This window comes from Bacillus toyonensis BCT-7112 (assembly GCF_000496285.1).
GTDB classification, from domain to species: domain Bacteria; phylum Bacillota; class Bacilli; order Bacillales; family Bacillaceae_G; genus Bacillus_A; species Bacillus_A toyonensis.
The window spans coordinates 3,860,278-3,884,063 of the sequence record NC_022781.1; the positions used below are offsets into that span (position 1 = coordinate 3,860,278).

25 protein-coding genes and 1 riboswitch are annotated in these 23,786 nt (G+C 35.6%); of the genes, 14 read left to right on the forward strand and 11 right to left on the reverse strand.

All coding sequences use genetic code 11. From position 1 onward, the window contains the following. Positions 1–40 precede the first annotated feature (40 nt). Entirely contained in the window at positions 41–646 is a 606-nt protein-coding gene (locus BTOYO_RS19745; protein ID WP_000241828.1) for a DUF1648 domain-containing protein, read from the forward strand. Between the two features lie 39 nt (positions 647–685). Here the strand turns inward: BTOYO_RS19745 and BTOYO_RS19750 are convergent, their stop codons facing one another. From BTOYO_RS19750 to BTOYO_RS19765, 4 genes are all read right to left on the reverse strand, one after another. Then, positions 686–1,507, reverse strand: coding sequence for a CAP domain-containing protein (locus BTOYO_RS19750; protein WP_000747570.1), 822 nt, complete (start codon positions 1,505–1,507; stop codon positions 686–688). A gap of 465 nt (positions 1,508–1,972) precedes the next feature. Continuing rightward, the gene (locus BTOYO_RS19755) at positions 1,973–3,301 is read right to left on the reverse strand and encodes a (Fe-S)-binding protein (RefSeq protein WP_000209622.1); all 1,329 of its coding nucleotides are present in this window, start codon (positions 3,299–3,301) and stop codon (positions 1,973–1,975) included. Then, entirely contained in the window at positions 3,298–4,710 is a 1,413-nt protein-coding gene (gene glcD, locus BTOYO_RS19760; RefSeq protein WP_000884781.1) for a glycolate oxidase subunit GlcD, read from the reverse strand. The genes BTOYO_RS19755 and glcD overlap by 4 nt, the downstream gene beginning before the upstream one ends. A 116-nt stretch (positions 4,711–4,826) precedes the next feature. Continuing rightward, positions 4,827–5,942, reverse strand: coding sequence for a CdaR family transcriptional regulator (locus BTOYO_RS19765; protein ID WP_000898653.1), 1,116 nt, complete (start codon positions 5,940–5,942; stop codon positions 4,827–4,829). A 136-nt stretch (positions 5,943–6,078) separates the two neighbouring features. Between BTOYO_RS19765 and BTOYO_RS19770 the strand changes: the two genes are divergently transcribed. The 9 genes from BTOYO_RS19770 (at position 6,079) to BTOYO_RS19810 (ending at position 14,235) form a co-directional block, all read left to right on the forward strand. Then, positions 6,079–7,053 carry a YncE family protein gene (locus BTOYO_RS19770; RefSeq protein ID WP_001234167.1) on the forward strand — a complete coding sequence of 325 codons (975 nt, stop codon included), beginning with the start codon at positions 6,079–6,081 and terminating at the stop codon, positions 7,051–7,053. Continuing rightward, positions 7,046–7,717, forward strand: coding sequence for a response regulator transcription factor (locus BTOYO_RS19775; protein WP_000521658.1), 672 nt, complete (start codon positions 7,046–7,048; stop codon positions 7,715–7,717). Before BTOYO_RS19770 ends, BTOYO_RS19775 begins: the two co-directional genes overlap by 8 nt. A 3-nt stretch (positions 7,718–7,720) precedes the next feature. Next, positions 7,721–9,121 (forward strand): sensor histidine kinase, encoded by a 1,401-nt coding sequence (locus BTOYO_RS19780; protein WP_000494805.1) that lies wholly within the window; start codon positions 7,721–7,723, stop codon positions 9,119–9,121. Positions 9,122–9,383: 262 nt separating this feature from the next. Then, entirely contained in the window at positions 9,384–10,040 is a 657-nt protein-coding gene (locus BTOYO_RS19785; protein ID WP_000594444.1) for a FadR/GntR family transcriptional regulator, read from the forward strand. A 168-nt stretch (positions 10,041–10,208) separates the two neighbouring features. Beyond that, the gene (locus BTOYO_RS19790; RefSeq protein WP_000869145.1) at positions 10,209–10,928 is read left to right on the forward strand and encodes a (Fe-S)-binding protein; all 720 of its coding nucleotides are present in this window, start codon (positions 10,209–10,211) and stop codon (positions 10,926–10,928) included. 16 nt (positions 10,929–10,944) lie between these two features. Beyond that, complete coding sequence (locus BTOYO_RS19795) at positions 10,945–12,366, forward strand: LutB/LldF family L-lactate oxidation iron-sulfur protein (protein ID WP_000061931.1); 1,422 nt, start codon at positions 10,945–10,947, stop codon at positions 12,364–12,366. Then, positions 12,366–13,076 carry a LutC/YkgG family protein gene (locus BTOYO_RS19800; RefSeq protein WP_000907756.1) on the forward strand — a complete coding sequence of 237 codons (711 nt, stop codon included), beginning with the start codon at positions 12,366–12,368 and terminating at the stop codon, positions 13,074–13,076. The genes BTOYO_RS19795 and BTOYO_RS19800 overlap by 1 nt, the downstream gene beginning before the upstream one ends. Positions 13,077–13,162: 86 nt before the next feature. Next, positions 13,163–13,912 (forward strand): prepilin peptidase, encoded by a 750-nt coding sequence (locus tag BTOYO_RS19805; RefSeq protein WP_002038259.1) that lies wholly within the window; start codon positions 13,163–13,165, stop codon positions 13,910–13,912. A 23-nt stretch (positions 13,913–13,935) separates the two neighbouring features. Next, complete coding sequence (locus tag BTOYO_RS19810) at positions 13,936–14,235, forward strand: cyclic-phosphate processing receiver domain-containing protein (RefSeq protein ID WP_000342675.1); 300 nt, start codon at positions 13,936–13,938, stop codon at positions 14,233–14,235. 27 nt (positions 14,236–14,262) lie between these two features. Here BTOYO_RS19810 and BTOYO_RS19815 read toward each other — a convergent pair whose 3' ends face one another. The 7 genes from BTOYO_RS19815 to phaQ form a co-directional block, all read right to left on the reverse strand. Beyond that, positions 14,263–15,114, reverse strand: a complete 852-nt coding sequence (locus BTOYO_RS19815; RefSeq protein ID WP_000893032.1) for a formate/nitrite transporter family protein — start codon at positions 15,112–15,114, stop codon at positions 14,263–14,265. A 205-nt stretch (positions 15,115–15,319) separates the two neighbouring features. Further along, positions 15,320–16,114: a TerC family protein gene (locus BTOYO_RS19820; protein ID WP_000383309.1), complete on the reverse strand. Its 795-nt coding sequence runs from the start codon at positions 16,112–16,114 to the stop codon at positions 15,320–15,322. A 90-nt stretch (positions 16,115–16,204) separates the two neighbouring features. Then, positions 16,205–16,370: riboswitch (yybP-ykoY riboswitch) on the reverse strand. Positions 16,371–16,408: 38 nt separating this feature from the next. Then, on the reverse strand, positions 16,409–17,728 hold the full coding sequence (locus tag BTOYO_RS19825; RefSeq protein WP_000822351.1) for a TrkH family potassium uptake protein: 1,320 nt from the start codon (positions 17,726–17,728) through the stop codon (positions 16,409–16,411). A gap of 114 nt (positions 17,729–17,842) precedes the next feature. Beyond that, the gene (locus tag BTOYO_RS19830; RefSeq protein ID WP_000241211.1) at positions 17,843–18,028 is read right to left on the reverse strand and encodes an alpha/beta-type small acid-soluble spore protein; all 186 of its coding nucleotides are present in this window, start codon (positions 18,026–18,028) and stop codon (positions 17,843–17,845) included. 151 nt (positions 18,029–18,179) lie between these two features. Then, positions 18,180–18,623, reverse strand: a complete 444-nt coding sequence (locus BTOYO_RS19835) for a MaoC family dehydratase (protein WP_001067920.1) — start codon at positions 18,621–18,623, stop codon at positions 18,180–18,182. Between the two features lie 101 nt (positions 18,624–18,724). After that, positions 18,725–19,249, reverse strand: coding sequence for a polyhydroxyalkanoic acid inclusion protein PhaP (gene phaP, locus BTOYO_RS19840; RefSeq protein ID WP_000448600.1), 525 nt, complete (start codon positions 19,247–19,249; stop codon positions 18,725–18,727). Positions 19,250–19,291: 42 nt separating this feature from the next. Beyond that, the gene (gene phaQ / locus BTOYO_RS19845) at positions 19,292–19,744 is read right to left on the reverse strand and encodes a poly-beta-hydroxybutyrate-responsive repressor (protein WP_000903016.1); all 453 of its coding nucleotides are present in this window, start codon (positions 19,742–19,744) and stop codon (positions 19,292–19,294) included. A 198-nt stretch (positions 19,745–19,942) separates the two neighbouring features. Here phaQ and phaR point away from each other — a divergent pair, with 198 nt between their 5' ends. From phaR to BTOYO_RS19865, 4 genes are all read left to right on the forward strand, one after another. Continuing rightward, complete coding sequence (gene phaR / locus BTOYO_RS19850; RefSeq protein WP_000566960.1) at positions 19,943–20,425, forward strand: polyhydroxyalkanoic acid synthase subunit PhaR; 483 nt, start codon at positions 19,943–19,945, stop codon at positions 20,423–20,425. 153 nt (positions 20,426–20,578) lie between these two features. Next, on the forward strand, positions 20,579–21,322 hold the full coding sequence (locus tag BTOYO_RS19855; RefSeq protein ID WP_000250411.1) for an acetoacetyl-CoA reductase: 744 nt from the start codon (positions 20,579–20,581) through the stop codon (positions 21,320–21,322). An 82-nt stretch (positions 21,323–21,404) separates the two neighbouring features. Then, a complete protein-coding gene (phaC, locus tag BTOYO_RS19860; RefSeq protein ID WP_000206839.1) occupies positions 21,405–22,490 on the forward strand; it encodes a class III poly(R)-hydroxyalkanoic acid synthase subunit PhaC in 1,086 nt (361 codons plus the stop codon). 95 nt (positions 22,491–22,585) lie between these two features. After that, positions 22,586–23,779 (forward strand): NAD(P)/FAD-dependent oxidoreductase, encoded by a 1,194-nt coding sequence (locus tag BTOYO_RS19865; RefSeq protein ID WP_000772553.1) that lies wholly within the window; start codon positions 22,586–22,588, stop codon positions 23,777–23,779. Positions 23,780–23,786 lie beyond the last annotated feature (7 nt).

A 23,786-nucleotide genomic window follows, 5' to 3' on the forward strand; every position in this document is an offset into this window, starting at 1 on the left:
AGAAGCGAAGCCGTAAAGAGAAAAGAGAGGTGAGAATTACTTGGTCAAATATAAATATATACTAGGAATATTTTTCGCTTGTCTTTTATTTACCCTATGCATCTATCCATATTTACCAGAACGTTTGGCAGTACATTGGAACGAAAATGGTGGGCCGAACGAATTTATGAGTAAACAAGTTGTTGTTGCATTTATTCCGGTTCTTATTATTTTTTTACATGGATTTGTGTATATTATTTCACATAATATATATAAGTTTAATGGAGGAGAGCATTTCATTATAGGCGGATTTATAAAGACGATTACTTTATTTATGTTGTTTATTCATATGCTTATTCTCGTTATTAATTTTGGAAGTTTTATATCCTTTCAGACAGGATTAACGATCGGGATTAGTATGTTTCTTTTTATGCTTAGCAAAGATTTTAAAAAGATAAAGGGTAAAGAAAAAGATCCAATTAAATTACAAAAAATTCGTTTAGTGAGTAGACGAATTTTTCAAGTGATGGCATGTGGTATACTGTTTTCCTTGTTTTTGAACTTGAAGTGGGGATTTTATGTATTGCTTAGCGTAATAAGTTGCGGATCTATTTTGTTTATGTCCTACATTTTATATTCATACATAATAGAAAGTTACGAAACTTAAAAAGAGTCTTCTCATTATGAGAAGACTCTTTTTATCTATTTACTTCGTAATAAATTGTTGTGTCCAGTAGTTACCGCTTTCTACATAACCAACACCGATGTGAGTGAAGCCGTTATTTAAGATGTTTGCACGGTGTCCAGCACTGTTCATCCAAGCTTGTACTACCTCTTCAGGTGTACGTTGGCCTTGAGCGATGTTTTCACCTGCAGATGTATAAGAAATACCAAATTTCTTCATCATGTCAAACGGAGACCCGTATGTAGGGCTGTTATGATCAAAGTAGTTATTTTTTTGCATATCTTCAGATTTAACACGCGCTACTTTGCTTAATTCAGTATCGATTTTTAGTGCTGGTAAGCCTTGTTTTGTACGCTCAGCGTTTGTTAATTCAACAACACGTTGTTCGAACTCGCTTAAAGATTTTGCTTCTTCAGCAGGCTTTTGCTCAGCTGGTTTTTGTTCTGTAGGTTTTTGCGTATTATTGTTTTCAGCAGGCTTTTGAGCTTCTGGCTTTTGTTCAGCAGGCTTTTGCTCAGCTGGTTTTTGTTCAACAGGCTTTTGAGTTTCTGGCTTAGCTGTTGGTTGCTCAGTTACAACATTTTCAGTAGGTTGTTGACCAGGAACGAAGCAATTTGGTTGGAAGTTTCCTTGTTGCCATTGTGCTAATGATTCAACTCCCATAGATTGTAAGAATGCTTGTAACTCTTGTTGGTTCATTTGCTTCATCATCACTTTTGAATGCTGAATATTTTGAACCTTTATGTTAGATGGTTGTACTGTTGCAGCTTGTGCATCTAAAGAAGATACTCCTAAAGTAAGAGCTGTTGCAGCAGCTACAGATAATAAAACACGCTTTTTCATGATGTGTGTCCCCCTATATAAAGTTTTAATTTGTTTTCACACGATTTGTTTTTGACAGCCTGTCTGACTGACAAATCCATCGTAGCATACAATTTACGAGAAAAAAGATGGAAAAAAATTCATAGACTTAAAATTTACCTAATTTATCCTAAGGAGAGAAAAGGAGAGAAATAAGAGAAACGTAGAGTGTAAAAGGAATTTTCAGCATTTTTATACTTCGTTTTAATAGGAGGTTTTTGGATAAATGTACCTATATTGAAAATGAAGAATCCTATTGTATCAATGGTTTGAACGTTTTTTTAAGGAATATACTGGATTGTTTTTTACAAAACTGTAATGTTTCTGTTGTTCTTTTTTATAATAAAGTAACATATTTTTAATGTTGTAGCAGACAAAAAAGCGGCTATCTCTTTACATAGACGAAGGAGATAGCCGTTTTCCTATTATTACGTATGTTACGAGTTATTACGAGTTAGTTTCAATTGCTTCTAATAATAAATCTACAATGTGAATTCCTCTCATTTTATGAGAAAGACCTTCACGTTCAATACCTAGTTTCATTTGTAATAGGCACCCTGGATTTGCAGTGACAATTGTTGCTGCATCTGTTTCATGTACACGGTCCATTTTATAATCTAGAAATTCCATTGATAATTCTGAGTGTACAATGTTGTATATACCAGCCGAACCACAGCAGCGATCCGCATCTTTCATTTCACGGTATGTTGCGCCTTGAATGGCTTCTAGTAGCATACGAGGTTCAGAAGATGTTCGCATAACGTTACGTAAATGGCAAGAATCTTGATACGTAATAATTTGCGGCGTGAGTCGTAAGTCAGTTCGTTTATGGAAATCTAGTTCTACTAGAATAGCGGTAATATCTTTAATTTTAGAAACAAACTGCTTTGCACGTTCAGCCCATTCTGGATCATCTTTTAGAAGATAATCATAGTCTACGAGGTAAGCCCCGCAACCACCTGCATTCGTAATAATATAGTCGATGTTTAAGTCTTCGAATGCTTTTATATTTCGTTTCGCTAATTCTTTTGCTCCACTCTTTTCACCAGCATGTCCATGTAATGCACCGCAGCAACTTTGTGTTTGCGGGATAACGATATCACAACCGGCTAATTGAAGAAGTTTCATCGTTGCGTTATTTGTTTCTAAAAACATCGTATCCATTAAACAGCCTGTGAAGAATGCAACTTGTTTTTTCTTTGTACTTTCAGCAGATAAAAATGTAGGACGATCTTTCATTGCTTTCATTTTAGGGACTTTTGGTAAAACGAGATCCATCGTTGCAAGTGTTTCAGGGAATAACTTCATAATACCTGTTTTATGAGTTAACGTTTGTAAGCCGGAACGTTGGTAAAATCCGATAAGTCCAGTTAAAGTTCTCATTCGATTTTGATGTGGGAATAATCCTTCAAAAACGATTTTACGAACGGCTTTCACTGGCATAGAGAATTTTTTATTTTGATTAATAATATCACGGGCTTCTTCTAATAAATGTCCATAATTCACACCAGATGGACAAACAGGTTCACAAGCACGACAGCCAAGGCAAACGTTTAAAGTATTTTCAACATCTTCATCTGGCTCGATTAAACCATCAACGACAGCTTTCATTAATGCGATACGTCCGCGCGGCGAATGTGATTCTTTATACCCAGATTGAATGTAAGTAGGGCAAGTAGGTAAGCAGAACCCGCAGCGCATACAGTTTAGTAGCTCATCTTCACTTAATCGTTCTTTAAATTCCTTTTGAATGTTTTCTTTATTTAATGTTGTCATCGCTCAACCACCACTCTTTTACGAGTGTCTTTCGCGAACATCTTTCCAGGATTCATAATGTTATTTGGATCGAAGGCTTGTTTAATCCCTTGCATAGCGGCAATACCTTCTTTACCTAATTTCATTTCTAAATAGGGAGCTTTCATCGCACCAACACCATGTTCACCAGTAATCGTACCACCAAGCTCAATTGCTTTCGCAAATATTTCAGCAAAAGCTTGTTCAGCACGGTGCATTTCTTCTTCATTACGGGCATCTGTCATACAAGTTGGATGTAGGTTTCCATCACCAGCGTGTCCAAACGTACAAATAGGAATATTAAATTTTTTTGCGATGGCATTAATAGCTTCAACCATCGGAGCAATTTGTGAACGAGGTACTGTTGCATCTTCTAATATTGTCGTCGGTTTTAATCTTGCAAGTGCTGATAGTGCGCTACGGCGTGCTGTACGAAGTGCATCTGCTTCCGCTTCATCTTTTGCAACGCGAACATCAACTGCATTCATAGAGTGGCAAACGTTAGCCATTTTTTCAATATCTCGATCGACCAATTCGGGTGGACCATCTTGTTCAATTAATAAAATTGCTTTTACGTCAGTTGGTAAACCGATTTGTGCAAACTCTTCTACAACTTCAATTGTCGGTTGGTCTAAAAACTCAAGTGTCGCTGGAATAATTTTATTTGCAATAATAGAAGAAACAGCACGTGCAGCTTCATTAATATCTTCGTAGAGTGCCAGCATTGTTTTCTTCGTTTCAGGCATAGGAACAAGTTTTAATATCGCTTCTGTTACTACTCCAAGTGTTCCTTCAGAACCGATAAATAGACGAGTTAAATCGTAACCAGCAACATCTTTTGCTAATTTACCACCAGTACGAATGATATCACCATTTGGTAAGACAAGTTCAAGACCCATTACATAATCACGTGTTACACCATATTTTAACCCACGTAATCCGCCTGAGTTTTCATTAATATTACCGCCGATTGTAGAAATTTTCATCGAGCTTGGATCTGGCGGATAAAATAATCCCTTTTCTTCTACTGCTTTAATAATATCAAGTGTAATGACACCAGCTTGTACGGTAATTGTTAAATTTTCTTCATCAATCTCTAAAATATTGTTCATATGGCGGAAAATAAGGACGATACCGCCTTCTAGTGGACAAGTTCCTGCACAAAGGTTTGTTCCAGAACCACGAACATACACAGGGATTTTGTGAGAGTTACATACTTTTAACACTTCAGCTACTTCATTTGTATTACGAGGAGCAATGACTGCATCAGGCATTGCTTGGAAGTTTGGAGTGGCATCATAACTATAAGTTAAGCGCCCCATATTGGATGTATCTACATTATCTTCGCCAACAATGGATACGAATGAATGAATAATTTGCTTGTCTAACATTGGAAATCCCCCTCAAACTGTTAACGTGTTTAGTCATAATAAAAACGTTGTAACAGTGCTTTCATTATAATGATAAAAAAGTTGGAGGATTCTTTCTATGTATAATCATCTGAAGATTAATCTGTTTTATCGTTCTTTTTTGTATGATTATCTAATAAAAGGAGTGCGAAGTATAAAACATTTAAATCTTTGAATTGTTTCGGATCAAGTCCGGTATGTTCTTCAATTTTTTTTAGTCGGTAATGCAATGTATTAATGTGTATATGTAATTGCTCAGCTGTCTGTTTATAAGATTGGTTATAATCGATAAATAAACGTAAAGTGTGCATGAGCTCAGGAGATTGTACTAAGTTTTCAATGGTACGCTCTAGAAACTGTTCTCGCGTTTCGATAGAAATATCTTGTAAGCACATTTCTAAACGTAAATCTTCATTAAATACAATTTTTTTCGTTTCAAGTGACACAGAAAGCGCTCGTAGTGCTTGTTCATATGATATGTGCATCTTGCTTGGCGTAACGGTTTGCCCAATCCCGATATATAAAGGGATAGAAAATAAAGTTTCACAGTCATGTTTTAACCGTTTTAAAAATAGGTAAGTTTGTTCTTTAGAGCTCATCGCTGAAAATAAAATAAATCGATCATTTCCCCAGCGAACAAATAGATGGTCTTTTGCTAATAGATTGCGAATATGTTGCCAAACTTTACGCTGGAGCATCGTATCATTTTGATCAATCGAAAACAAAATAAGTTGTTTCTTCTTATATAAATCAACGCCAAGTGTTTTTGCACGATCGAGAAAACTTGAAGACCAGTCTGTATTTTGAAGCCAATCAAAGACAAATGCTTCATAAGAACGGTGTTCAAGTTCTAATTGCTCTAAAAAGTAGTTTTCATGAATTAATAATTCGGTCATCTTCCGTAATATTTCTCCGTATTGTGAAATATTGTCGGGTTCTCCTGTAATTCCAATAACACCAATTACTTCGTCATGAAATAGTAAAGGAAGATTCATCCCGGCTTTTACACCTTGCAACCGTCGTTCATCTTCTTTTGTAATGATGACGGTTTTCTTTTGTTTCGCGCAGCGGAGTGCTCCCTCATGAAATTGACCGATTCTTTTTGCATCTGTACTGGCGATAATAACACCTTGTATATTAATGATAATAATATTTTCTGTAATTAGTCTGCGTACTTCCCGTACAATTTTATTCGCTAAATCAGGAAAAAGCATAATTTGCACACCTCAAATTCTATTTGTTGTACATTATATATGTAAGTTGAATAAGAAAGGAAGATTTCACACTTTCCACACATTTATTTGTTATTTTACAATTATAACGAAATCATTCGAAAATGGAGGGAATCTTTTGAGAAAGTATGTTTTTCTTCTCTGTTTTTTATTTCTATTAGTAGGGTGTCAAGGAAGTTCATATACACCAATTACTGAAGATAAAAGTATTATTATAACAACGAATATAAAAGAAGGCAGTATTAGTTTTATTGATAAAAAAACTAATAAATTAATTACGACATGGGAATTAAATGAACCGATGGCAGGAATTGCACTACTTCCAAACGGCGAGGACATACTTGTATATGGTAAGCAGTTAGAATACATGTATGTATATTCACTAGCAGAAGGAAGGCAAGTGGAAAAATATAAAACTGGAAAAGGCATTGTAAATGTGGTTGTATCAGAAGATAAAAAACAATTGTTTGCCGCCGATCAAAATGCACAAAAGGTAAGGTTCTTTACGATAGAAGGGAAAGAGACAGAAAGTGTTTCAACAGGAAAAGGACCGATAACCCTGGTAGAGTATCATAACCAGTTATCTGTACTAAACTTTTATGATACGAAGCTAACGACAATTGATACAAAGAAAAAAGAGGTTATACAATCCTTTATGATTCCACCAGCATCAACAGGAGCAACGATTAGTCCGGATGGAAAAGAGATATGGATTGGCGGACATGGTGATGGAAATCAAGTGAATGAGAAAGTATTAGTGTATTCTTTACAGAGCGGCGAAATGGTACGTTCTTTACACGCCCCGTTTATGCCTGTGAACATAACGAAAGATAATAAGTACGTATATGCATTAAGCCATGGTTCGAATACGCTTAGAAAATTTGATATTAGTACGTATAAAGAGGTAGCTTCCGTTGAAGTAGGCTCAAATCCATTTGCATTTTTGAAAAGCGGGGCAGAAGGATATGTAGCAAGTTATGATAGTGATGAAGTGTGCGTCATGGATATGAAAAGTATGAAAATAAAACAAACAATTAAAGTCGGAAAAGGACCATTTCAACTCATAGAGAGGGAAGGGAAGGACAATGGGTAAATATAGAGTGCTAGTTGTAGATGATGAAAGTGACATGAGGCAACTTGTCGGAATGTACTTAGATAACTTCGGATACGAGTGGGGAGAAGCTGAAAATGGAAAAGAGGCTCTAAAAAAATTAGAGTCAGATCATTATGATTTCGTTGTATTAGATATTATGATGCCAGAGATGGATGGACTTTCAGTTTGCAAAGAGATTCGAAAAACGTCAGATGTGCCAATTATATTTTTAACGGCAAAAGGTGAAGAGTGGAATAGGGTGAACGGTTTACGCATGGGAGCAGATGATTACATTGTAAAGCCGTTTAGTCCAGGTGAATTAATTGCTCGTATGGAAGCTGTACTAAGACGTTATACAAAGCAAGAACAGCAAGAGGAGATTCAATTTGGTCCCATTCTTATTAATGAAAAAAGTAGGAGGATTGAGGCAGATGGCGATCCGATTTCTCTTACAGTAAAGGAGTTTGATTTACTATATTTCCTTTGCCAACATACAGGACAAGTATTTAGCCGGGAACAATTGCTTGAAAAGGTGTGGGGGTATGATTATGCGGGAAGTACAAGAACAGTAGACACACATGTGAAAACGATGCGTTTGAAACTTGGAGAAAGTGGAAACTACATTCAAACTGTTTGGGGTGTAGGCTATAAATTTGAGGTGTAACGTATGTTTACGATGGTACAAAAGCTTTGGCTTACAGTAGTATGTGCAGTATGTGTAACAGTTTCCTTTCTTTATTTTGTATCTTTATACTCGTATGAAAAGTTATACGTTGATAATTTAAAAGACTCATTAGTAATGGAAGGAAAGCGTCTTGCAACGCAATATGATAAGAATGAAGGAATGTCAACTTTTGAAGAGAAAGTAAGAGCATTTGATCAAATATCTAGTTCAGACGTTCTTTTCGTTTCCAATCCTCGTGATCTAAGCGCATGTTTGCCTTTTGATGTGCATCATCATTCTCTTATAAGTGAAGGGGATAGACAAACACTACTAGATGGTAAAACGGTGACAAAGGTAGGATATGAAGAACATTTTGATCGGAATATTATGGGGGTTGTTATCCCTGTTTTAGATAATAAAAAGTTAGTTGGAATTGTATATTCTTATATTCCTTTAAAAAGTATAAAAGACTTAATATATGATATGGGTCTTATTTTAGCCCCGCTAGCAATTGCTATGATTTTAATTACGATATGGATTGGGAGAAAAATTATTATAGCGATTACGAAGCCGCTTTCGCAAATGGAGCGGGTTGCCAATCATTTCGCTACTGGAGATTTCTCGGAGCGGATTACCATTTCTTCAGAAGATGAAATTGGACGATTAGGAAAAGCATTTAATAAAATGGCGCATTCTTTAGAAACAGAAGATGTAAAGCGTAAGGAATTTTTGGCTAACGTTTCGCATGAACTTAGAACACCGCTTAGTTATATAAAAGGGTATAGTGAGGCTATCTTAGATGGTGTAGCAAAGGGACCGCAGCAAGAAAAAGTGACGCAGCTTATTCATAAAGAAGCGGATCGTATGCAGCGTCTCGTTCATGATTTATTAGATTTAGCGCAACTAGAAGGTGAACATTTTCCTCTAAAGAAGCAACCTATTGTGTTCTCGCAGCTTATTGAAGATGTGTTAGATACGTATGAACTAAAGTTTATAGAAAAAAAACTTCGTATTTCAACGAATTTAAATCCTGAAATTATCGTAATGATTGATGAAGATCGTATGCAACAAGTTCTTCATAACGTGTTAGATAATGCGATACGGTATACAAATCAAAACGGGAATATCATAATAACGCTAGAGCAAATAGACGATTACTGTGAGTTGAAAATAAAGGATACAGGAATAGGTATTGATGCAGAGCATTTAGAGAATCTTGGTGAGCGTTTTTACCGAGTTGATAAAGCGAGAAGTCGCCAACATGGTGGAACAGGTTTAGGGCTTGCGATTGTAAGGCAAATTGTTCATATACATGATGGTGAGTGGAAAATAGAAAGTGAAAAAGGTAAGGGAACAACAGTATTTATTAAGTTAAAAATACAAGATGAAGGAAGCATGTTCTAATGTAAAGGACATGCTTTTTCAATTGAATATAAATGAATATAGGAATAGATATAAATTAATAGCAAATAAATATTAAAAATTTGACTATTTTATGAACAAAACATTTGTACTTCTTACCAATTCGTTCTAAAATAGGTATGGATGCTAAGTTCTTATAAATCGTTTCAATTGTTGTTTGGAAGATACTGAGGTGATTTAACTGGAGTACAAATCTATTAAACCGAAAAAAATTTACGAAGAAGTATCTGAAGCTATTTTAACAATGATTAAAAATGGTACGTTAAAACCTGGTGACAAGCTACTTCCTGTGCATCAATTAGCTGAGCAGTTTCAAGTTGGCAGATCTGCTGTTCGTGAAGCGTTAAGTGCGCTAAGAGCGATGGGCTTAATTGAAATGAAGCAAGGAGAAGGCACATATGTGAAGAACTTTGATTCTTCTTCATTAACAAAATCATTAAACAATAGATTATTAATGAAGAAAGAAGATATTTTGAATTTATTAGAAGTGCGAAAGGTGCTTGAAGTGGGGGCAGTTCGAGCAGCAGCGGCAAAACGTACGGAAGATAATTTGCAAAATATGAAACATTGGTTAGATGAAATGGCAAAGAGCATTGGAGATGAAAAGGCTGGCGAAAAAGCAGATTTTCAGTTCCATATGGGAATTGCAGAGTCTTCGCATAATAGCATTTTGCTTGAACTCATGAATCATGTTTCAGAGATGATTGCTGAAACGATTGGTGAATCAAGACGCATTATTTTATATGGTGAACAAACGACATCAGAACGACTTATAGAAGAGCATCAAGTTATATATGATGCGGTTTTAAAACAAGATGTAGAATTAGCGCAGCAAGCAATGCTAGAGCATTTAACAAATGTAGAACATATTGTCACAGGTAGAAACGATATAAATTCGTAATTTAATCTTCAAAAAATCTAATTTTCTGATAAAATAGAGAAAGATTAAGTAAGCGTTTTCTTTAGAAAAGGGAGAGGATAGGCCATGGTTGAGCCTATTTCTTCTCTCTTAAGTCATCTGATGACCATATGTTTGTTGGCGAAGTTGTAAAGAGGGGGAGTAATAATTATGAAAGTTACTTTATTTGTTACTTGTTTAGTCGATATGTTTGAAACAAATGTCGGTAAAGCAACAGTTGAAGTGTTGGAGCGTTTAGGTTGTGAAATTGAATTTCCGGAAGCACAAGTTTGTTGTGGTCAGCCTGCTTATAATAGCGGCCATGTAGAAGCAGCAAAAGAAGCGATGAAACATATGATTGAGACTTTCGAAGATGCAGAATATATCGTTACGCCATCTGGCTCTTGTGCGACAATGTTTCATGAGTATCCGCATGTTTTTAAAGATGACCCGAAATGGGCTAAACGTGCACAAAAGGTTGCTGATAAAACATATGAATTTACACAATTTATTGTAGATGTTTTAAAAGTGACAGATGTGGGTGCAAGTTTACCAGGAATAGCTACTATTCATAAGTCTTGTCATATGACACGCCTGCTTGGAGTAAAAGAGGCACCAGGAATTTTATTGTCTAATGTAAAAGGATTAACTGTGAGAGAACTGCCAAACGTGCAAAATTGTTGTGGGTTTGGGGGAACGTTTTCAGTTAAGATGACTCCGATTTCTGAGCAAATGGTAGATGAAAAAGTAGATAGTGTAATGGAAACAGGTGCTGATTATTTAATCGGTGCAGATTGTGGGTGTTTGTTAAACATTGGCGGACGTATTGAGCGTTTAGGAAAAGAAGTAAAAGTAATGCATATTGCTGAGGTACTGAATAGTCGCTCATGAAGGGGGAACATAAGCTATGTCTATGAAAATCAGTGAGAAAAAATTTAATGATCGCGTAGGCGATGGAATTCAAGATTCGTTTATGCGTGGAGCAGTATCTTCTGCACAAACGCGTTTATATACGAATCGATTAAAAGCAGCGGACGAATTGGGAAACTGGGAAGAGTGGCGTGAACTAGGTGAACAAATTCGTCAACATACGTTAGAAAATCTTGATTATTACTTAATGCAGTTAAGTGAAAATGTATCAAAAAGAGGCGGCCATGTGTACTTTGCGAAAACGAAAGAGGAAGCAGCAAAGTATATTCAAGACGTCGCGAAAAAGAAACAAGCGAAAAAAGTAGTGAAATCAAAGTCGATGGTAACAGAAGAAATTAGTATGAACCATGCGCTTGAAGAAATTGGTTGTGAAGTGTTAGAAAGTGACTTAGGAGAGTATATCTTGCAAGTAGATAACGATCCACCTTCACATATTATTGCGCCTGCACTTCATAAAAATAGAACGCAAATTCGCGATGTATTTAAAGAAAAACTTGGCTATGAAAATTCTGATGATCCATATGAGATGACAAAGTTTGTTCGTAAACAACTTCGTGAGAAATTTATGGATGCGGAAATTGGTGTGACGGGTTGTAACTTCGCTGTTGCAAATACGGGATCTCTTTGTTTAGTAACGAACGAAGGTAATGCGGATCTTGTTATGTCAATTCCGAAAACACAAATAGCAGTAATGGGTATGGAACGTATGGTTCCGACAATGGAAGAGTTAGATGTTTTAGTTGGTTTACTATGCCGTAGTGCGGTAGGTCAAAAGTTAACAAGTTATGTAACAGTAGCAGGACCAATTCAAGAAGAGGAAGTTGATGGACCTGAAGAGTTCCATTTAGTTGTTGTTGATAATGGTCGTTCTCAAATTCTTGGATCTGAATTCCGTTCAGTATTGCAATGTATTCGTTGCGCAGCTTGTGTAAATGTATGTCCTGTATATCGTCACGTTGGTGGACATTCATATGGATCGATTTACTCAGGACCAATCGGTGCGGTATTAACACCACTTTTAGGTGGATATGATGATTACAAAGAGCTTCCTTATGCATCTAGTTTATGCGGAGCATGTACAGAGGCTTGTCCAGTAAAAATTCCATTACATGATTTATTATTAAAGCATCGCCAAGTAATCGTTGAACAAGAAGGACGTGCGCCACTTGCAGAAAAATTAGCGATGAAAATGTTTAGTATGGGTGCTTCTTCAGCTGCATTATACAAAATGGGCTCAAAAATGGCACCAGCAGCAATGAGTCCATTCACATCTGGTAACCGTGTATCAAAAGGTGTTGGACCACTTAAAAACTGGACGGATATTCGTGAATTCCCAGCGCCAAGTAAAGAAAGATTCCGTGATTGGTATAAAGATCATAAGAAAGGCGGGAATAAATAATGGCAGGATTAATTCAAAACCGTGATTCCTTTCTAGATAACATTGCAAAAGAACTTGGGCGTGCGCGTAAAAGAGAAGGTGTCGAGCGTCCAGTATGGAAAAGTAATGTGAATATAGAAACGTTAAAAGATTATTCACAAGAAGAATTACTAGAAGTATTTAAAAAGCAATGTACAAACATTCATACAACTGTAGTAGAAACGACAAATGACCGTTTGTATGAAGACCTTCAAAAAGTAATCATGGAAAACGGCGGGGGACCTATTTTATTATCAGCAGATGAACGCTTTGATGCATATGGTTTAACATCTTTATTTAAAGAAGAACTTCCAAAGCGAGATATTGAAGTAAACGTATGGGATCCAGAGAGAAAAGACGAAAATATGCGTATAGCTGAAAAAGCGAATATCGGTATTGCATTTAGTGATTATACATTAGCTGAATCTGGTACAATTGTTGTACAAAGTCATAAAGGGCAAGGACGTTCTTTACACTTTTTACCGACTGTATACTTTGCTATTATTCCACGTGAAACACTTGTGCCTCGTATTACGCAAGCAGTTCAGGATATGAACTCACGTGTAGAAAATGGCGAGACAGCGGCATCTTGTATTAACTTTATTACAGGACCTAGTAACTCTGCTGACATTGAAATGAATCTTGTTGTCGGAGTACACGGACCATTAAAAGCGGTATATTTCATCGTATAAAAGAGGGGAAAGCAGGCCAGAAAATGGCCTGCTTTTTTAGTAGAATAAAGGATAATATGAAGTAGAAGTTCTCTCCTTTTTTTGTTATGTTCTTTTGGAAAGGAGAGGAAGGGATGTTCACTTATATATATGCATTGTTAGTGGGTATGGTGTTTGGTTCTTTTTTTATGCTAATCGCAATAAGGGTTCCTTTAGGCGAGTCTATTATTACACCGCGTTCGCATTGTCATTATTGTAAGTATGTACTAAAGCCAAAAGAACTAATTCCAATCATTTCATTTTGTATACAAAGAGGGCGCTGTACGAATTGTAAGAGGGGAATTCCGATTCTGTACGTAGTATTTGAATTTGTAACCGGTACAATATTTTTTCTTACTGTATATATGATTGGAGTAGAACGAGAGCTTCTCATCATTTTATCGCTTTTTTCGTTACTTCTTATTATTTCCGTTACAGATTATATATATATGTTAATTCCTGATCGTATTTTAATTTCGTTTGCTTTTCTGCTTATTTTAGAATGTATTTTTGTACCGTTAGTTACGTGGATAGATAGTATAGTTGGTAGTGGGGTTATACTCTTTTTGTTATATTGTATGCAAAAGATATATCCAGAAGGGCTTGGTGGAGGGGATATAAAATTACTCTCGCTACTTGGATTTATAGTGGGATTGAAAGGGGTTTTTATTATTTTATTTTTAGCGTCTTATTGTAGTCTTTGTTTTTTCGGGATGGGTATTTTATTAAAGCGTATAGAAGCAAGTAAACCAATTCCATTTGGCCCTTTTATTAGTCTTGGAGCAATATGTTATGTATTAATTGTGTATTCAAAATAGAGGGGGATAGAGAATGAATATATATGGATGATCAAAGAGGTTGTCCGTTTGGATATGTGCCCGCAACTACAGTAGAAACTGCCTTGCAATTTGTTAGGGAGAATGAGGTAAATATTATTTCTCTCGACTTTAATATGGGATGGCGGCAGAGTAATGGATTTGATTTCGTAAATATTTTTTGTAAAGAGGGATTATATGTTAAGGAAATCCACTTTCACACAAATGATGTCATTGGTATGGATAAGATGAAACAAAGAATAGAGGGTGGAAAAGAACAAGGAGAGATTGAAGCAAGTATTATTGTGAAATATGTGGGGAGCTAAAAACTCCAAAGTCTAACTTTGGAGTTTTTAATGTTTCATATGTGCTTGTAAAGGAATAATCTCTTCTTGTTGAGCTGCTGCGATTACAGTCTCTTCCTGTTTAACATCAGGTGTTTTCTTTGTTAAGTAGTGATATACCATACCGACAAATACGGACCCGCCAATAATGTTACCGATTGTAACTGGAATTAAGTTATGAATAGCGCCTGCAAAAGAAATTGTCTCAGGATGTGGTGATACTAAAGATAAAGCAAACAGTGATAAGTTTGCAATGCTATGCTCATAACCAGATAAAAAGAAAGTGAAAACGAGCATCATCATCATTAATATTTTGGCTGTGTCACCTTTCACTTGAGAAGGTAAGAAGCAGGCAAGACAGACAAGCCAGTTACATAAAATTGCTTTAAAGAATAATTGCATTGTAGGTGTATTCATCTTTCCTTCAACTACTTTATTCATTAAATGACCGTGATCAATCGCTTCGAAAATGCCAGTTGCGTAAAATAGTAAGGCAAAGAATAAAGCACCCGCTAAGTTACCTGCATAACATGCAATCCAGTTGCGAAGTGTATCAGAAATCGTTGTTTCTTTTCTTAAAGTTGCTACTGTGAAGTACATTGTATTTCCAGTAAATAATTCAGCACCACCATATATAATAAGTACGAGGGCAATCCCGAAAAACATGGAAGCAGCTAAATAAGTTGCTGGTGAATCTGCAATGTGAAAAAAGTTACCTAATTTAAAACATAGTACAATAATAAAACCGATATAAATGCCCGCAAGTGCAGCACGAATGAAATATTGCATCGGATTTATATCTAGCATTTTCTTTTTGCTCTTAGCCAGTTTGACAACATAATCTAATCCTTGTTCTAGCATGAGTCATACGCTCCTTTAGTAAATCTTCTATAAATACTCCTTATATGAATAAAGTACATGGATTCGTTCACAGTTTCAATAAGTTTGTGCAATATTTCACAAAAAGGACATACATAAAATAAGAAAGCGATTACAAAAGGTAGTATAATGGAATTTTTTCTAAAAATAGAGAGGGAATTGAAATAAAAAAGAAAAAGCGCTGTAATTACAGCGCTTTTTCGTCTAAATTCTTTTCTACTTTTACTTCTACTTCTTTCGAGAAGAACCAACCGCCAACTGCGATTCCAACTAATACAATCCAGAATGTAAGTTTCCACGGAGTAGATTCTGGGAATGAATGCGGAATTACATTTAATGCAGGGTGTGCTAATGTATAGATTGCTAACTTCACACCAACCCAACCTACAATTAAGAATGCTGCAGTTTCAAGTCCTGGTTTACGTTTTAATATTTGTACGAAAGCAGTTGCTGCAAATCGCATAATGATTAATCCAATAAGTCCACCTACAAAGATAACAACGAATTGCCCAGTATCAAGACTACCAATTGTACCTAGTCCTGTTTTCGGTAAAGTCATTGCTAATGCAACAGCAGCTAAAATTGAATCAACTGCAAAGGCGATATCAGCAACCTCGACTTTAAATACAGTCCACCAAAAATTCTCTTGTTTTTTCTTTGCTTCTTTTTCTTCTGTGTCTTCATCCGTATTCTTTTTAACATACGTTTTAAATAAGTGATTACCAGCGATAAACATAAGGTAAATAGCACCGATTGCTTGCACTTGCCATACATCGACTAAGAACGAAATCATAAATAACGATCCGAATCGGAAAACAAATGCCCCCGCTAATCCGTAAAATAGTGCTTTTTTACGTTTTTCTTCTGGTAAATGTTTTACCATAATTGCAAGAACAAGCGCGTTATCAGCCGCTAAAATCCCCTCAAGTGCAATCAGGATGAGTAATACCCAACCATACTCCAATAATAATGATACATCCATGTACATTCTCCTCTCATTTCTATAAGTACTAAATAAGTGAAGAATTTCCCCACTATTTAGTTTCCCCATACTCCTGCCTATTAACTTTGGAAGAATTTGGTGATGAATACAAAAAAGACCTCTGCCGTTAATAGGCAAAGGTCTTGCTAGACATATGTAATAAAAATGCCAACAAAGCCGGAAGAACTAAGTTCTACGTAATGACGACTTTGTTTCCAAGAAATATTCTTGGACGCTACTCCCCTTTGGAGATATGCTATTGTACTCTCATTATATGGATAATTTATACGGTTGTCAACCTGTTAAAATATCTTCGTTCGGATATTTTATTTTCCGGTTCTTTTTGCGTGCAAATGAAAAAGCCAATGTTAATGGTCCCATTTTTCCAAAAAACATCATAAAGATAATAATAGCTTTTCCAATTATCGTTAAGTGTGGCGTTAAATTCATACTGAGACCGACTGTTCCAAATGCTGAAAATACTTCGAAAGCACTCATCAATAGAGGAACTCGCTCAGTAATACTTAAAATTAAAATAGCAGCAAAGATAAATGAAATGGAAATAATAGTAATGGTCAATGATTTGACAATGAGCGTATCTTTAATGGATTTTTTAAACACAACAATATCATCTTGTTCTTGTAAAAATTTAAATACGCCAAAAAACATAATTAAAAATGTTGTTAACTTAATTCCACCACCAGTTGAAGCACTACCAGCACCAATAAACATAAGAAGCATCATTAATAAAAGGGAAGGTTTTGTTAATGCAGAAATATCAACGGTATTAAATCCGGCAGTGCGCGTTGAAATTGCTTGGAAATAAGCAGCCATTCCTTCTTCAAATGGGGTAAAACCTCTCATAGAAAGAGAATTATGGAACTCGAATATGAAAATAAAAACGGTAGCAATAATATTGACGATTAGAGTAGAAGAGAGCATGAGTTTTGAATGTAATGTAAGGTTTTTAAAGTTCTTTTTTCTTTTTATATCTATAATCACTGTAAAACCGATTCCACCTAAAATTATGAGAGAAGAAATAACGAGATTGACGAGAATACTATGAGAATGGGACATTAAATTATCGCTCCACACAGAAAAACCAGCGTTGTTAAAGGCAGAGATCGAATGAAAAAAACTATAATAGAACCCTTTAGCAATTCCGTATTTTGGTACCCATTCAAAAGAGAGGAGCAAAGTAGCAATACATTCTACTGTAAAAGAGAATAGAAATAATGCTTTGGCAAGACGAATGACACCGCCGATATTCGTTTGATTTAGTGCTTGTTGTAACAAAATGCGATTCTGAAGACCGATTTTTCTGCCAAGCATAATTGCAATTAAAACAGCGAAGCTCATAATGCCAAGACCGCCAACTTGTATAAGTGTTAAAATTACACATTGACCAAATAAGGTAAATACTTTTCCAGTGTCCACAACACCAAGCCCTGTAACTGTACAAGCAGAAACCGTTGTAAATAAGGCATCGAGCCATGAAATAGATGTTGTTGTAGCAATTGGTAGTTTTAATAAGCATGTGCCGACAATTGATAATACAATAAAAGATAAAGTAAGAACACGAGGAGGGCTCATGCTAATATTAATCCGTTTCATCTCACATATCGTTCCTTTCAGTTTGTTCTTACTAGTATGTGAAAAAGCGCTATTATGTATGTTGCAAATAGAAAGAGGCAGAGAATATCTGCCTCTAAGCCATATGTTATAGTATTATCCGCGTAATTGTTGTTGAGCTAAAGCAACAAGACGTTTTGTTACTTCACCGCCAACGGAACCGTTAGAACGAGATGCTGTATCTGAGCCTAAGCTAACACCGAATTCTTGTGCAATTTCATATTTAAATTGTTCAAGTGCTTGTTCTGCACCTGGAACTAGTAATTTGTTTGTTTTTACCATGTTGACACACATCCTTTTGAGTAGTCCAGTTCAGCCAAGTTAAGTACTATCTAAACTGGTAACGTTATTTTATGTGGAAACGATGTACTCATACCCGGAAGTAATCGGTGTGATTAGAAGTTCTTGGATAGAAAAAAGAGTAGCAAATTTGCTACTCTTTTTTCAGTATTGTCGCTGTACCTTCCACGACAATATCATCGGATTGATTGTAGATGTTTGTTTGTAATGTAATGATTTTCTTATCATCCCGTTTTTTAATGACTTCTGCCACTACACGAAGTGTATCGCCGATTTTGACAGGAGCACGGAATGAAACGTTTTGGGATAAATAAATCGTATTTTTTCCTGGGAGTTTCGTTCCAAGAACAGTAGAAATAAAACTTGAAACGAGCATACCGTGAGCAATACGTTCTTTAAACATTGTCGTTTTTGCAAAAGAGTCTAAAATATGAATAGGATTTACATCTCCAGTCAATTTTGCAAAATTGATAACGTCCTCATCCGTAATTGTTTTTGTTAGAGATGCTTGATCACCGACTTGAATCTCATCATAACGAAGCTCCGGAACAGTTTGTGCTTCTTGAAATGGATTCATTTTGTCCTCCTTCTTTTCCATATCGAAAAATGTAAGCCATCTTGATGTAGTAGGAGGAAGAAAGAGTTTTGTTTGTGCTGCAGTTAGTTGCCACATTTTTCTTACTTGATGGAAGTAAATAGATTTTTTGAGTTTTCCTCGAACTGCTTTGCGAGTTCTAGTTGTTTGGACTTGAACTCTCCCAAAAAAACTTCTAACTGTTTTTGAACCTCTTCGCGTTGCGATTGTTGTTGTTCAATAAAGTGTTTTGTTGTTTCTTCAAATTGACCGCTAGTTTGAGTAAGAATAGACAAAGATGTTTTTGTAGGAGAAACAGTAAGTTGATGCATTTGAGTAGAAAGCTCATTCCATTTCCCTTGCCACTCGTTAATTTGATCATTTAAGGAGTTTCCAGTTAATTGCTTCACGTAATCTGTATATTGGTTATTGAACTGAGCTGTGAATTGTTGTAGTTCTTTTTCTAGTTCATTTACTCCTGATGTTAATTTATGCAAAGCGTCTTGTTGTTGTTTTAACGTTTCTAAAGTAAGTTGCTCTAATTGTTTCCCAGCTGAAGAGAAGAGGGAAAGAGATTGAGACCAGTTTTTCCAAAATGCATCGACTAATTCGTATGGTTTAGTTTCCATTGTTTGACCTCCAAATGTTTTTTTGCATATTGTGAACGCAGATTACTCTGCTGTACCACCAGGTGAAGATGAAGAATCCTTTTCATCCTTTTCTGGAGAAGTAGAAAATGGAAAGAATGCATTGGTGTATAACGTGAAAAACGTCCGCAACATATTTTGATAATGTTCAAAAGAAGTCGCACATGTTGATAAATATTGCTCTCCATATTCAGTTAAAGAATAAATTCTTTTTGCTGGCCCTCCATCGCTTGTATCCCAAGTAGAAGAAATAAGGTTTTCTTTTTCTAACTTGCGTAGTGTTCTATAAACATTACCTTGGTCAACAGAAGAAAAGCCGATGTCCATTAGCATTTGAATGAGTTTGTAACCATGAAGACTCCAGTCTTTTAGACAGAGAAGTAAGAAAGGAACTAAGAAGTTTTTTGGCATGGAGTTTGGTTGTTTCGCTTGGTTTTTTTCCAAACTTTCTGGGTGTTCTGGTTCATTATGTAGCATGATTGTACATCACCTCATGAATCAGTTAGATGGAATTTTTTGCTTATAAGTGCAATTTACACCTATCTGTTTTTAATGTCAATACATTTGTTGGAAAATAAAGAAAAATAAAATATAGACTTGAAGTTTTATTCAGAATATTAGAAAATAGTGAATAGGTTGAATTGTTTCAAAAACAAAAAAGGGAGTGTAGGCGAAGTGATTGATCAAAAATTCGATCCATTGCAAGCATGGAAAAATGCTTATGAACAAACCGAAACATTTTGGGGAAAAGCGCTCAATGAAACAATTAAAACAGAAGAATATTCTGCTTGGATGGGCAGCGTTCTAGACTTGAATTTGTTTTATCAAAAAGCATTAAATGATACGACAAAAAGTTATTTAGAACAAGTGAACGTGCCAACGAAAGAGGATATCGCTAGAGTAGCTACGCTTGTTATTAACTTAGAAAATAAAGTTGATAATATTGAGGAAGTTCTAGAAGAGAAAGTGGATTCGTTAGGACAAGCTCCTACATTAAAGCGTGATGTTACGAAAGTAAAACAAGATATTCGCACGTTAGAAACGAAAGTTGATCAAATTTTAGAATTGCTAGAAAAGCAAAATGCAGTACTAGCTAAACTACAAGTACCTGTAAAAGAAGAAGTAAAGCCGGCGAATAAGCCAGAAAATAAAAAATGATAATAGCGTTTGTTTACAACGTGTAAAAGAGAGAGGGAGAATCTCGTTTTCACGTATAAACAACGAAACATAATTAATATATGGACTCTATTAGTATGGGTACCAAAATGATTCATAATAATCGTTCACAAATTCATTTAAGGGGGAAAAGAAATGGTTCAATTAAATGGCAAAGTAGCAATCGTAACAGGTGGGGCAAAAGGAATTGGAAAAGCAATTACAGTAGCATTAGCACAAGAGGGAGCAAAAGTAGTTATTAACTATAACAGCAGTAAAGAAGCAGCTGAAAACTTAGTAAATGAACTAGGAAAAGAAGGGCATGACGTTTATGCAGTTCAAGCGGATGTTTCTAAAGTAGAAGATGCAAACCGACTTGTAGAAGAAGCTGTGAATCATTTTGGTAAAGTTGATATTCTTGTTAATAATGCTGGTATTACAAGAGATCGTACATTCAAAAAATTAAATCGTGAAGATTGGGAGCGCGTAATTGACGTGAACTTAAGTAGTGTATTTAATACGACAAGTGCGGTACTTCCATACATATCGGAAGCAGAAGAAGGAAGAATCATTAGTATTTCTTCTATTATTGGTCAAGCTGGTGGATTTGGACAAACAAACTACTCAGCAGCAAAAGCAGGTATGCTAGGATTTACAAAATCATTAGCGTTAGAACTTGCAAAAACAAATGTAACTGTAAACGCAATTTGCCCAGGATTTATCGATACTGAAATGGTAGCAGAGGTACCAGAAGAAGTGCGTCAAAAAATCGTTGCGAAAATCCCGAAAAAACGTTTTGGACAAGCTGATGAAATTGCAAAAGGTGTAGTATACCTATGCCGTGACGGTGCGTATATCACTGGTCAGCAATTAAACATTAACGGTGGATTATACATGTAATGAAGTAAGAAAAAAGTGCATATCCATATCAGGAATGCACTTCTTTTTTTAGAAAGAAATCGACCGAAAAGGAGATAGAAAAATGACTACATTCGTAACAGAATGGGAAAAGCAATTGGAGTTGTACCCAGAAGAATATCGCAAAGCATATCGCCGTGTGAAAAGAGCGAGCGAAATTTTATTACGCGAACCAGAACCACAAGTTGGTTTAACACCGAAAGAGGTTATTTGGACGAAGAATAAAACGAAGCTTTATCGTTACATTCCAAAACAAGAAAAAACACAGAGAGTCCCAATCTTATTAATATATGCTCTTATTAATAAGCCATATATTATGGATTTAACTCCTGGAAATAGTTTAGTGGAATATTTAGTAGATCGTGGTTTTGATGTGTATATGCTTGATTGGGGTACATTTGGTTTAGAAGATAGTCATTTGAAATTTGATGATTTCGTGTTCGATTATATTGCAAAAGCAGTGAAGAAAGTAATGCGAACTGCAAAATCGGATGAGATTTCTTTACTTGGTTATTGCATGGGTGGAACGCTAACGTCTATTTATGCGGCACTTCATCCGCATATGCCAATTCGTAACTTAATTTTTATGACAAGTCCTTTCGATTTCTCTGAAACAGGATTATATGGTCCTTTATTAGATGAGAAATATTTCAATTTAGATAAGGCGGTTGATACATTCGGAAATATTCCGCCGGAAATGATTGATTTCGGAAATAAGATGTTAAAACCAATTACGAATTTTGTTGGTCCATACGTTGCTTTAGTTGATCGTTCAGAAAATGAGCGCTTCGTCGAAAGCTGGAAATTAGTTCAAAAGTGGGTTGGCGATGGCATTCCGTTCCCGGGTGAATCATACAGACAGTGGATTCGTGATTTTTATCAAAATAATAAATTGGTTAAAGGTGAACTCGTTATTCGTGGACAAAAGGTAGACCTTGCAAATATTAAGGCGAATGTCTTAAATATTTCCGGGAAACGTGATCATATCGCTCTGCCATGTCAAGTAGAAGCTTTACTAGATCATATTTCTAGCACAGATAAACAATATGTATGTTTACCAACAGGGCATATGTCTATCGTTTACGGTGGAACAGCTGTAAAACAAACATATCCGACGATTGGAAATTGGCTTGAAGAGCGTTCCAATTAAAAATAAAAAATCCAACTAGCGTTGTGTTAGTTGGATTTTTTTATGGAAAATAACAAAACATAGAAAGGAGAAATTTACATTTTAGGAGTATAATTATGAAGCTTATGACTGGTAAGTTGTTTTGGAATAGAGGAGTTTCTGTACCTTGTTATCCAACGTTAGAAAATGATATGATATGTGATGTGCTCGTAGTCGGAAGTGGCGAAGCGGGTGCTCATATAGCGTATTCATTAGCAAAGATAGGAATGCGTGTTACGCTCATTGAAAAAAGAGCAATTGCATGTGGTAGCACAGCTGCCAATACAGGTTTATTACAATTTCTTCATGATAAATCGTTAACCTCTCTTATTCATACATTTGGGAAAGTAAAAGGGGTACGGGCATATAGGCTTTGTTATGAAGCCCTTAGAACAATGGAGAAGGTTGTACCGACTCTCGATATTGATCCCCATTTTATTCCGCGAAATAGTTTGTATTATGCGAGTAGAGATGAGGATATTTCATTTTTACAAGAAGAATATAATACGTTACGCTATTATGAATTTCCAGTTGAATATTTTACAGAGTCTGATATTAAGAAACGTTATTCATTTGCAAAACAAGCAGCATTATATACAAGCGGTGACGCAGAAGTGAATCCATATTTGTTAGCACATAGTCTTTTGCATAAAGCAAAGCAAATGGGTGCTACTATATATGAACATACAGAGGCAATACATATTAAACAAATTCAAAATGATTTAATTTGTTACACAAAAACAGGAAATAAAATAGCAGCAAAGAATATTATTATGGCGACAGGTTATGAAGCGCTTTTTGGAAAGAAAGAAAAAAATACAACAGTAGAAACGTCTTATGCAGTTGTTACAAATAAGATAGATCAGTTCGAAGGTTGGCATGAGAAATCATTAATTTGGGAAACGGCACGGCCTTACCTATATTTTCGAACGTATCAAAACCGCATTATTGTAGGCGGATTAGATGAGGCGTTGAAAATTCAAAATATCGGCGATACGAAATTATTGCATAAGCGTGATATCCTTATTAATATTGTAAAAGAAATGTTCCCGCAGTTTAATAATATACAGGCAGAGTATTATTGGGCAGCAGCATTTGGTGGTAGTCATGATGGTCTCCCTATTTTAAAAGAAGATAAAAAGATACATAATTTATATTACGCACTGCCATATGGGGGAAATGGAACTGTATACGGAATGGTATTTGCAAAACTATTTCAGCAGTTATTTACAAATAAAGAAAGTGATGATTTTTCTTTATTTAATCGATAGAAAAAAG

Coding starts and splice junctions, on each gene's coding strand:
- BTOYO_RS19750 (WP_000747570.1), bottom strand. CDS start 1,507: ATGAAAAAGCGTGTTTTATTATCTGTAGCTGCTGCAACAGCTCTTACT.
- BTOYO_RS19755 (WP_000209622.1), bottom strand. CDS start 3,301: ATGACAACATTAAATAAAGAAAACATTCAAAAGGAATTTAAAGAACGA.
- glcD (WP_000884781.1), bottom strand. CDS start 4,710: ATGTTAGACAAGCAAATTATTCATTCATTCGTATCCATTGTTGGCGAA.
- BTOYO_RS19765 (WP_000898653.1), bottom strand. CDS start 5,942: ATGCTTTTTCCTGATTTAGCGAATAAAATTGTACGGGAAGTACGCAGA.
- BTOYO_RS19775 (WP_000521658.1), top strand. CDS start 7,046: ATGGGTAAATATAGAGTGCTAGTTGTAGATGATGAAAGTGACATGAGG.
- BTOYO_RS19780 (WP_000494805.1), top strand. CDS start 7,721: ATGTTTACGATGGTACAAAAGCTTTGGCTTACAGTAGTATGTGCAGTA.
- BTOYO_RS19785 (WP_000594444.1), top strand. CDS start 9,384: ATGATTAAAAATGGTACGTTAAAACCTGGTGACAAGCTACTTCCTGTG.
- BTOYO_RS19790 (WP_000869145.1), top strand. CDS start 10,209: ATGAAAGTTACTTTATTTGTTACTTGTTTAGTCGATATGTTTGAAACA.
- BTOYO_RS19795 (WP_000061931.1), top strand. CDS start 10,945: ATGTCTATGAAAATCAGTGAGAAAAAATTTAATGATCGCGTAGGCGAT.
- BTOYO_RS19800 (WP_000907756.1), top strand. CDS start 12,366: ATGGCAGGATTAATTCAAAACCGTGATTCCTTTCTAGATAACATTGCA.
- BTOYO_RS19805 (WP_002038259.1), top strand. CDS start 13,163: ATGTTCTTTTGGAAAGGAGAGGAAGGGATGTTCACTTATATATATGCA.
- BTOYO_RS19810 (WP_000342675.1), top strand. CDS start 13,936: ATGGATGATCAAAGAGGTTGTCCGTTTGGATATGTGCCCGCAACTACA.
- BTOYO_RS19815 (WP_000893032.1), bottom strand. CDS start 15,114: ATGCTAGAACAAGGATTAGATTATGTTGTCAAACTGGCTAAGAGCAAA.
- BTOYO_RS19820 (WP_000383309.1), bottom strand. CDS start 16,114: ATGGATGTATCATTATTATTGGAGTATGGTTGGGTATTACTCATCCTG.
- BTOYO_RS19825 (WP_000822351.1), bottom strand. CDS start 17,728: ATGAAACGGATTAATATTAGCATGAGCCCTCCTCGTGTTCTTACTTTA.
- BTOYO_RS19830 (WP_000241211.1), bottom strand. CDS start 18,028: ATGGTAAAAACAAACAAATTACTAGTTCCAGGTGCAGAACAAGCACTT.
- BTOYO_RS19835 (WP_001067920.1), bottom strand. CDS start 18,623: ATGAATCCATTTCAAGAAGCACAAACTGTTCCGGAGCTTCGTTATGAT.
- phaP (WP_000448600.1), bottom strand. CDS start 19,249: ATGGAAACTAAACCATACGAATTAGTCGATGCATTTTGGAAAAACTGG.
- phaQ (WP_000903016.1), bottom strand. CDS start 19,744: ATGCTACATAATGAACCAGAACACCCAGAAAGTTTGGAAAAAAACCAA.
- BTOYO_RS19855 (WP_000250411.1), top strand. CDS start 20,579: ATGGTTCAATTAAATGGCAAAGTAGCAATCGTAACAGGTGGGGCAAAA.
- phaC (WP_000206839.1), top strand. CDS start 21,405: ATGACTACATTCGTAACAGAATGGGAAAAGCAATTGGAGTTGTACCCA.
- BTOYO_RS19865 (WP_000772553.1), top strand. CDS start 22,586: ATGAAGCTTATGACTGGTAAGTTGTTTTGGAATAGAGGAGTTTCTGTA.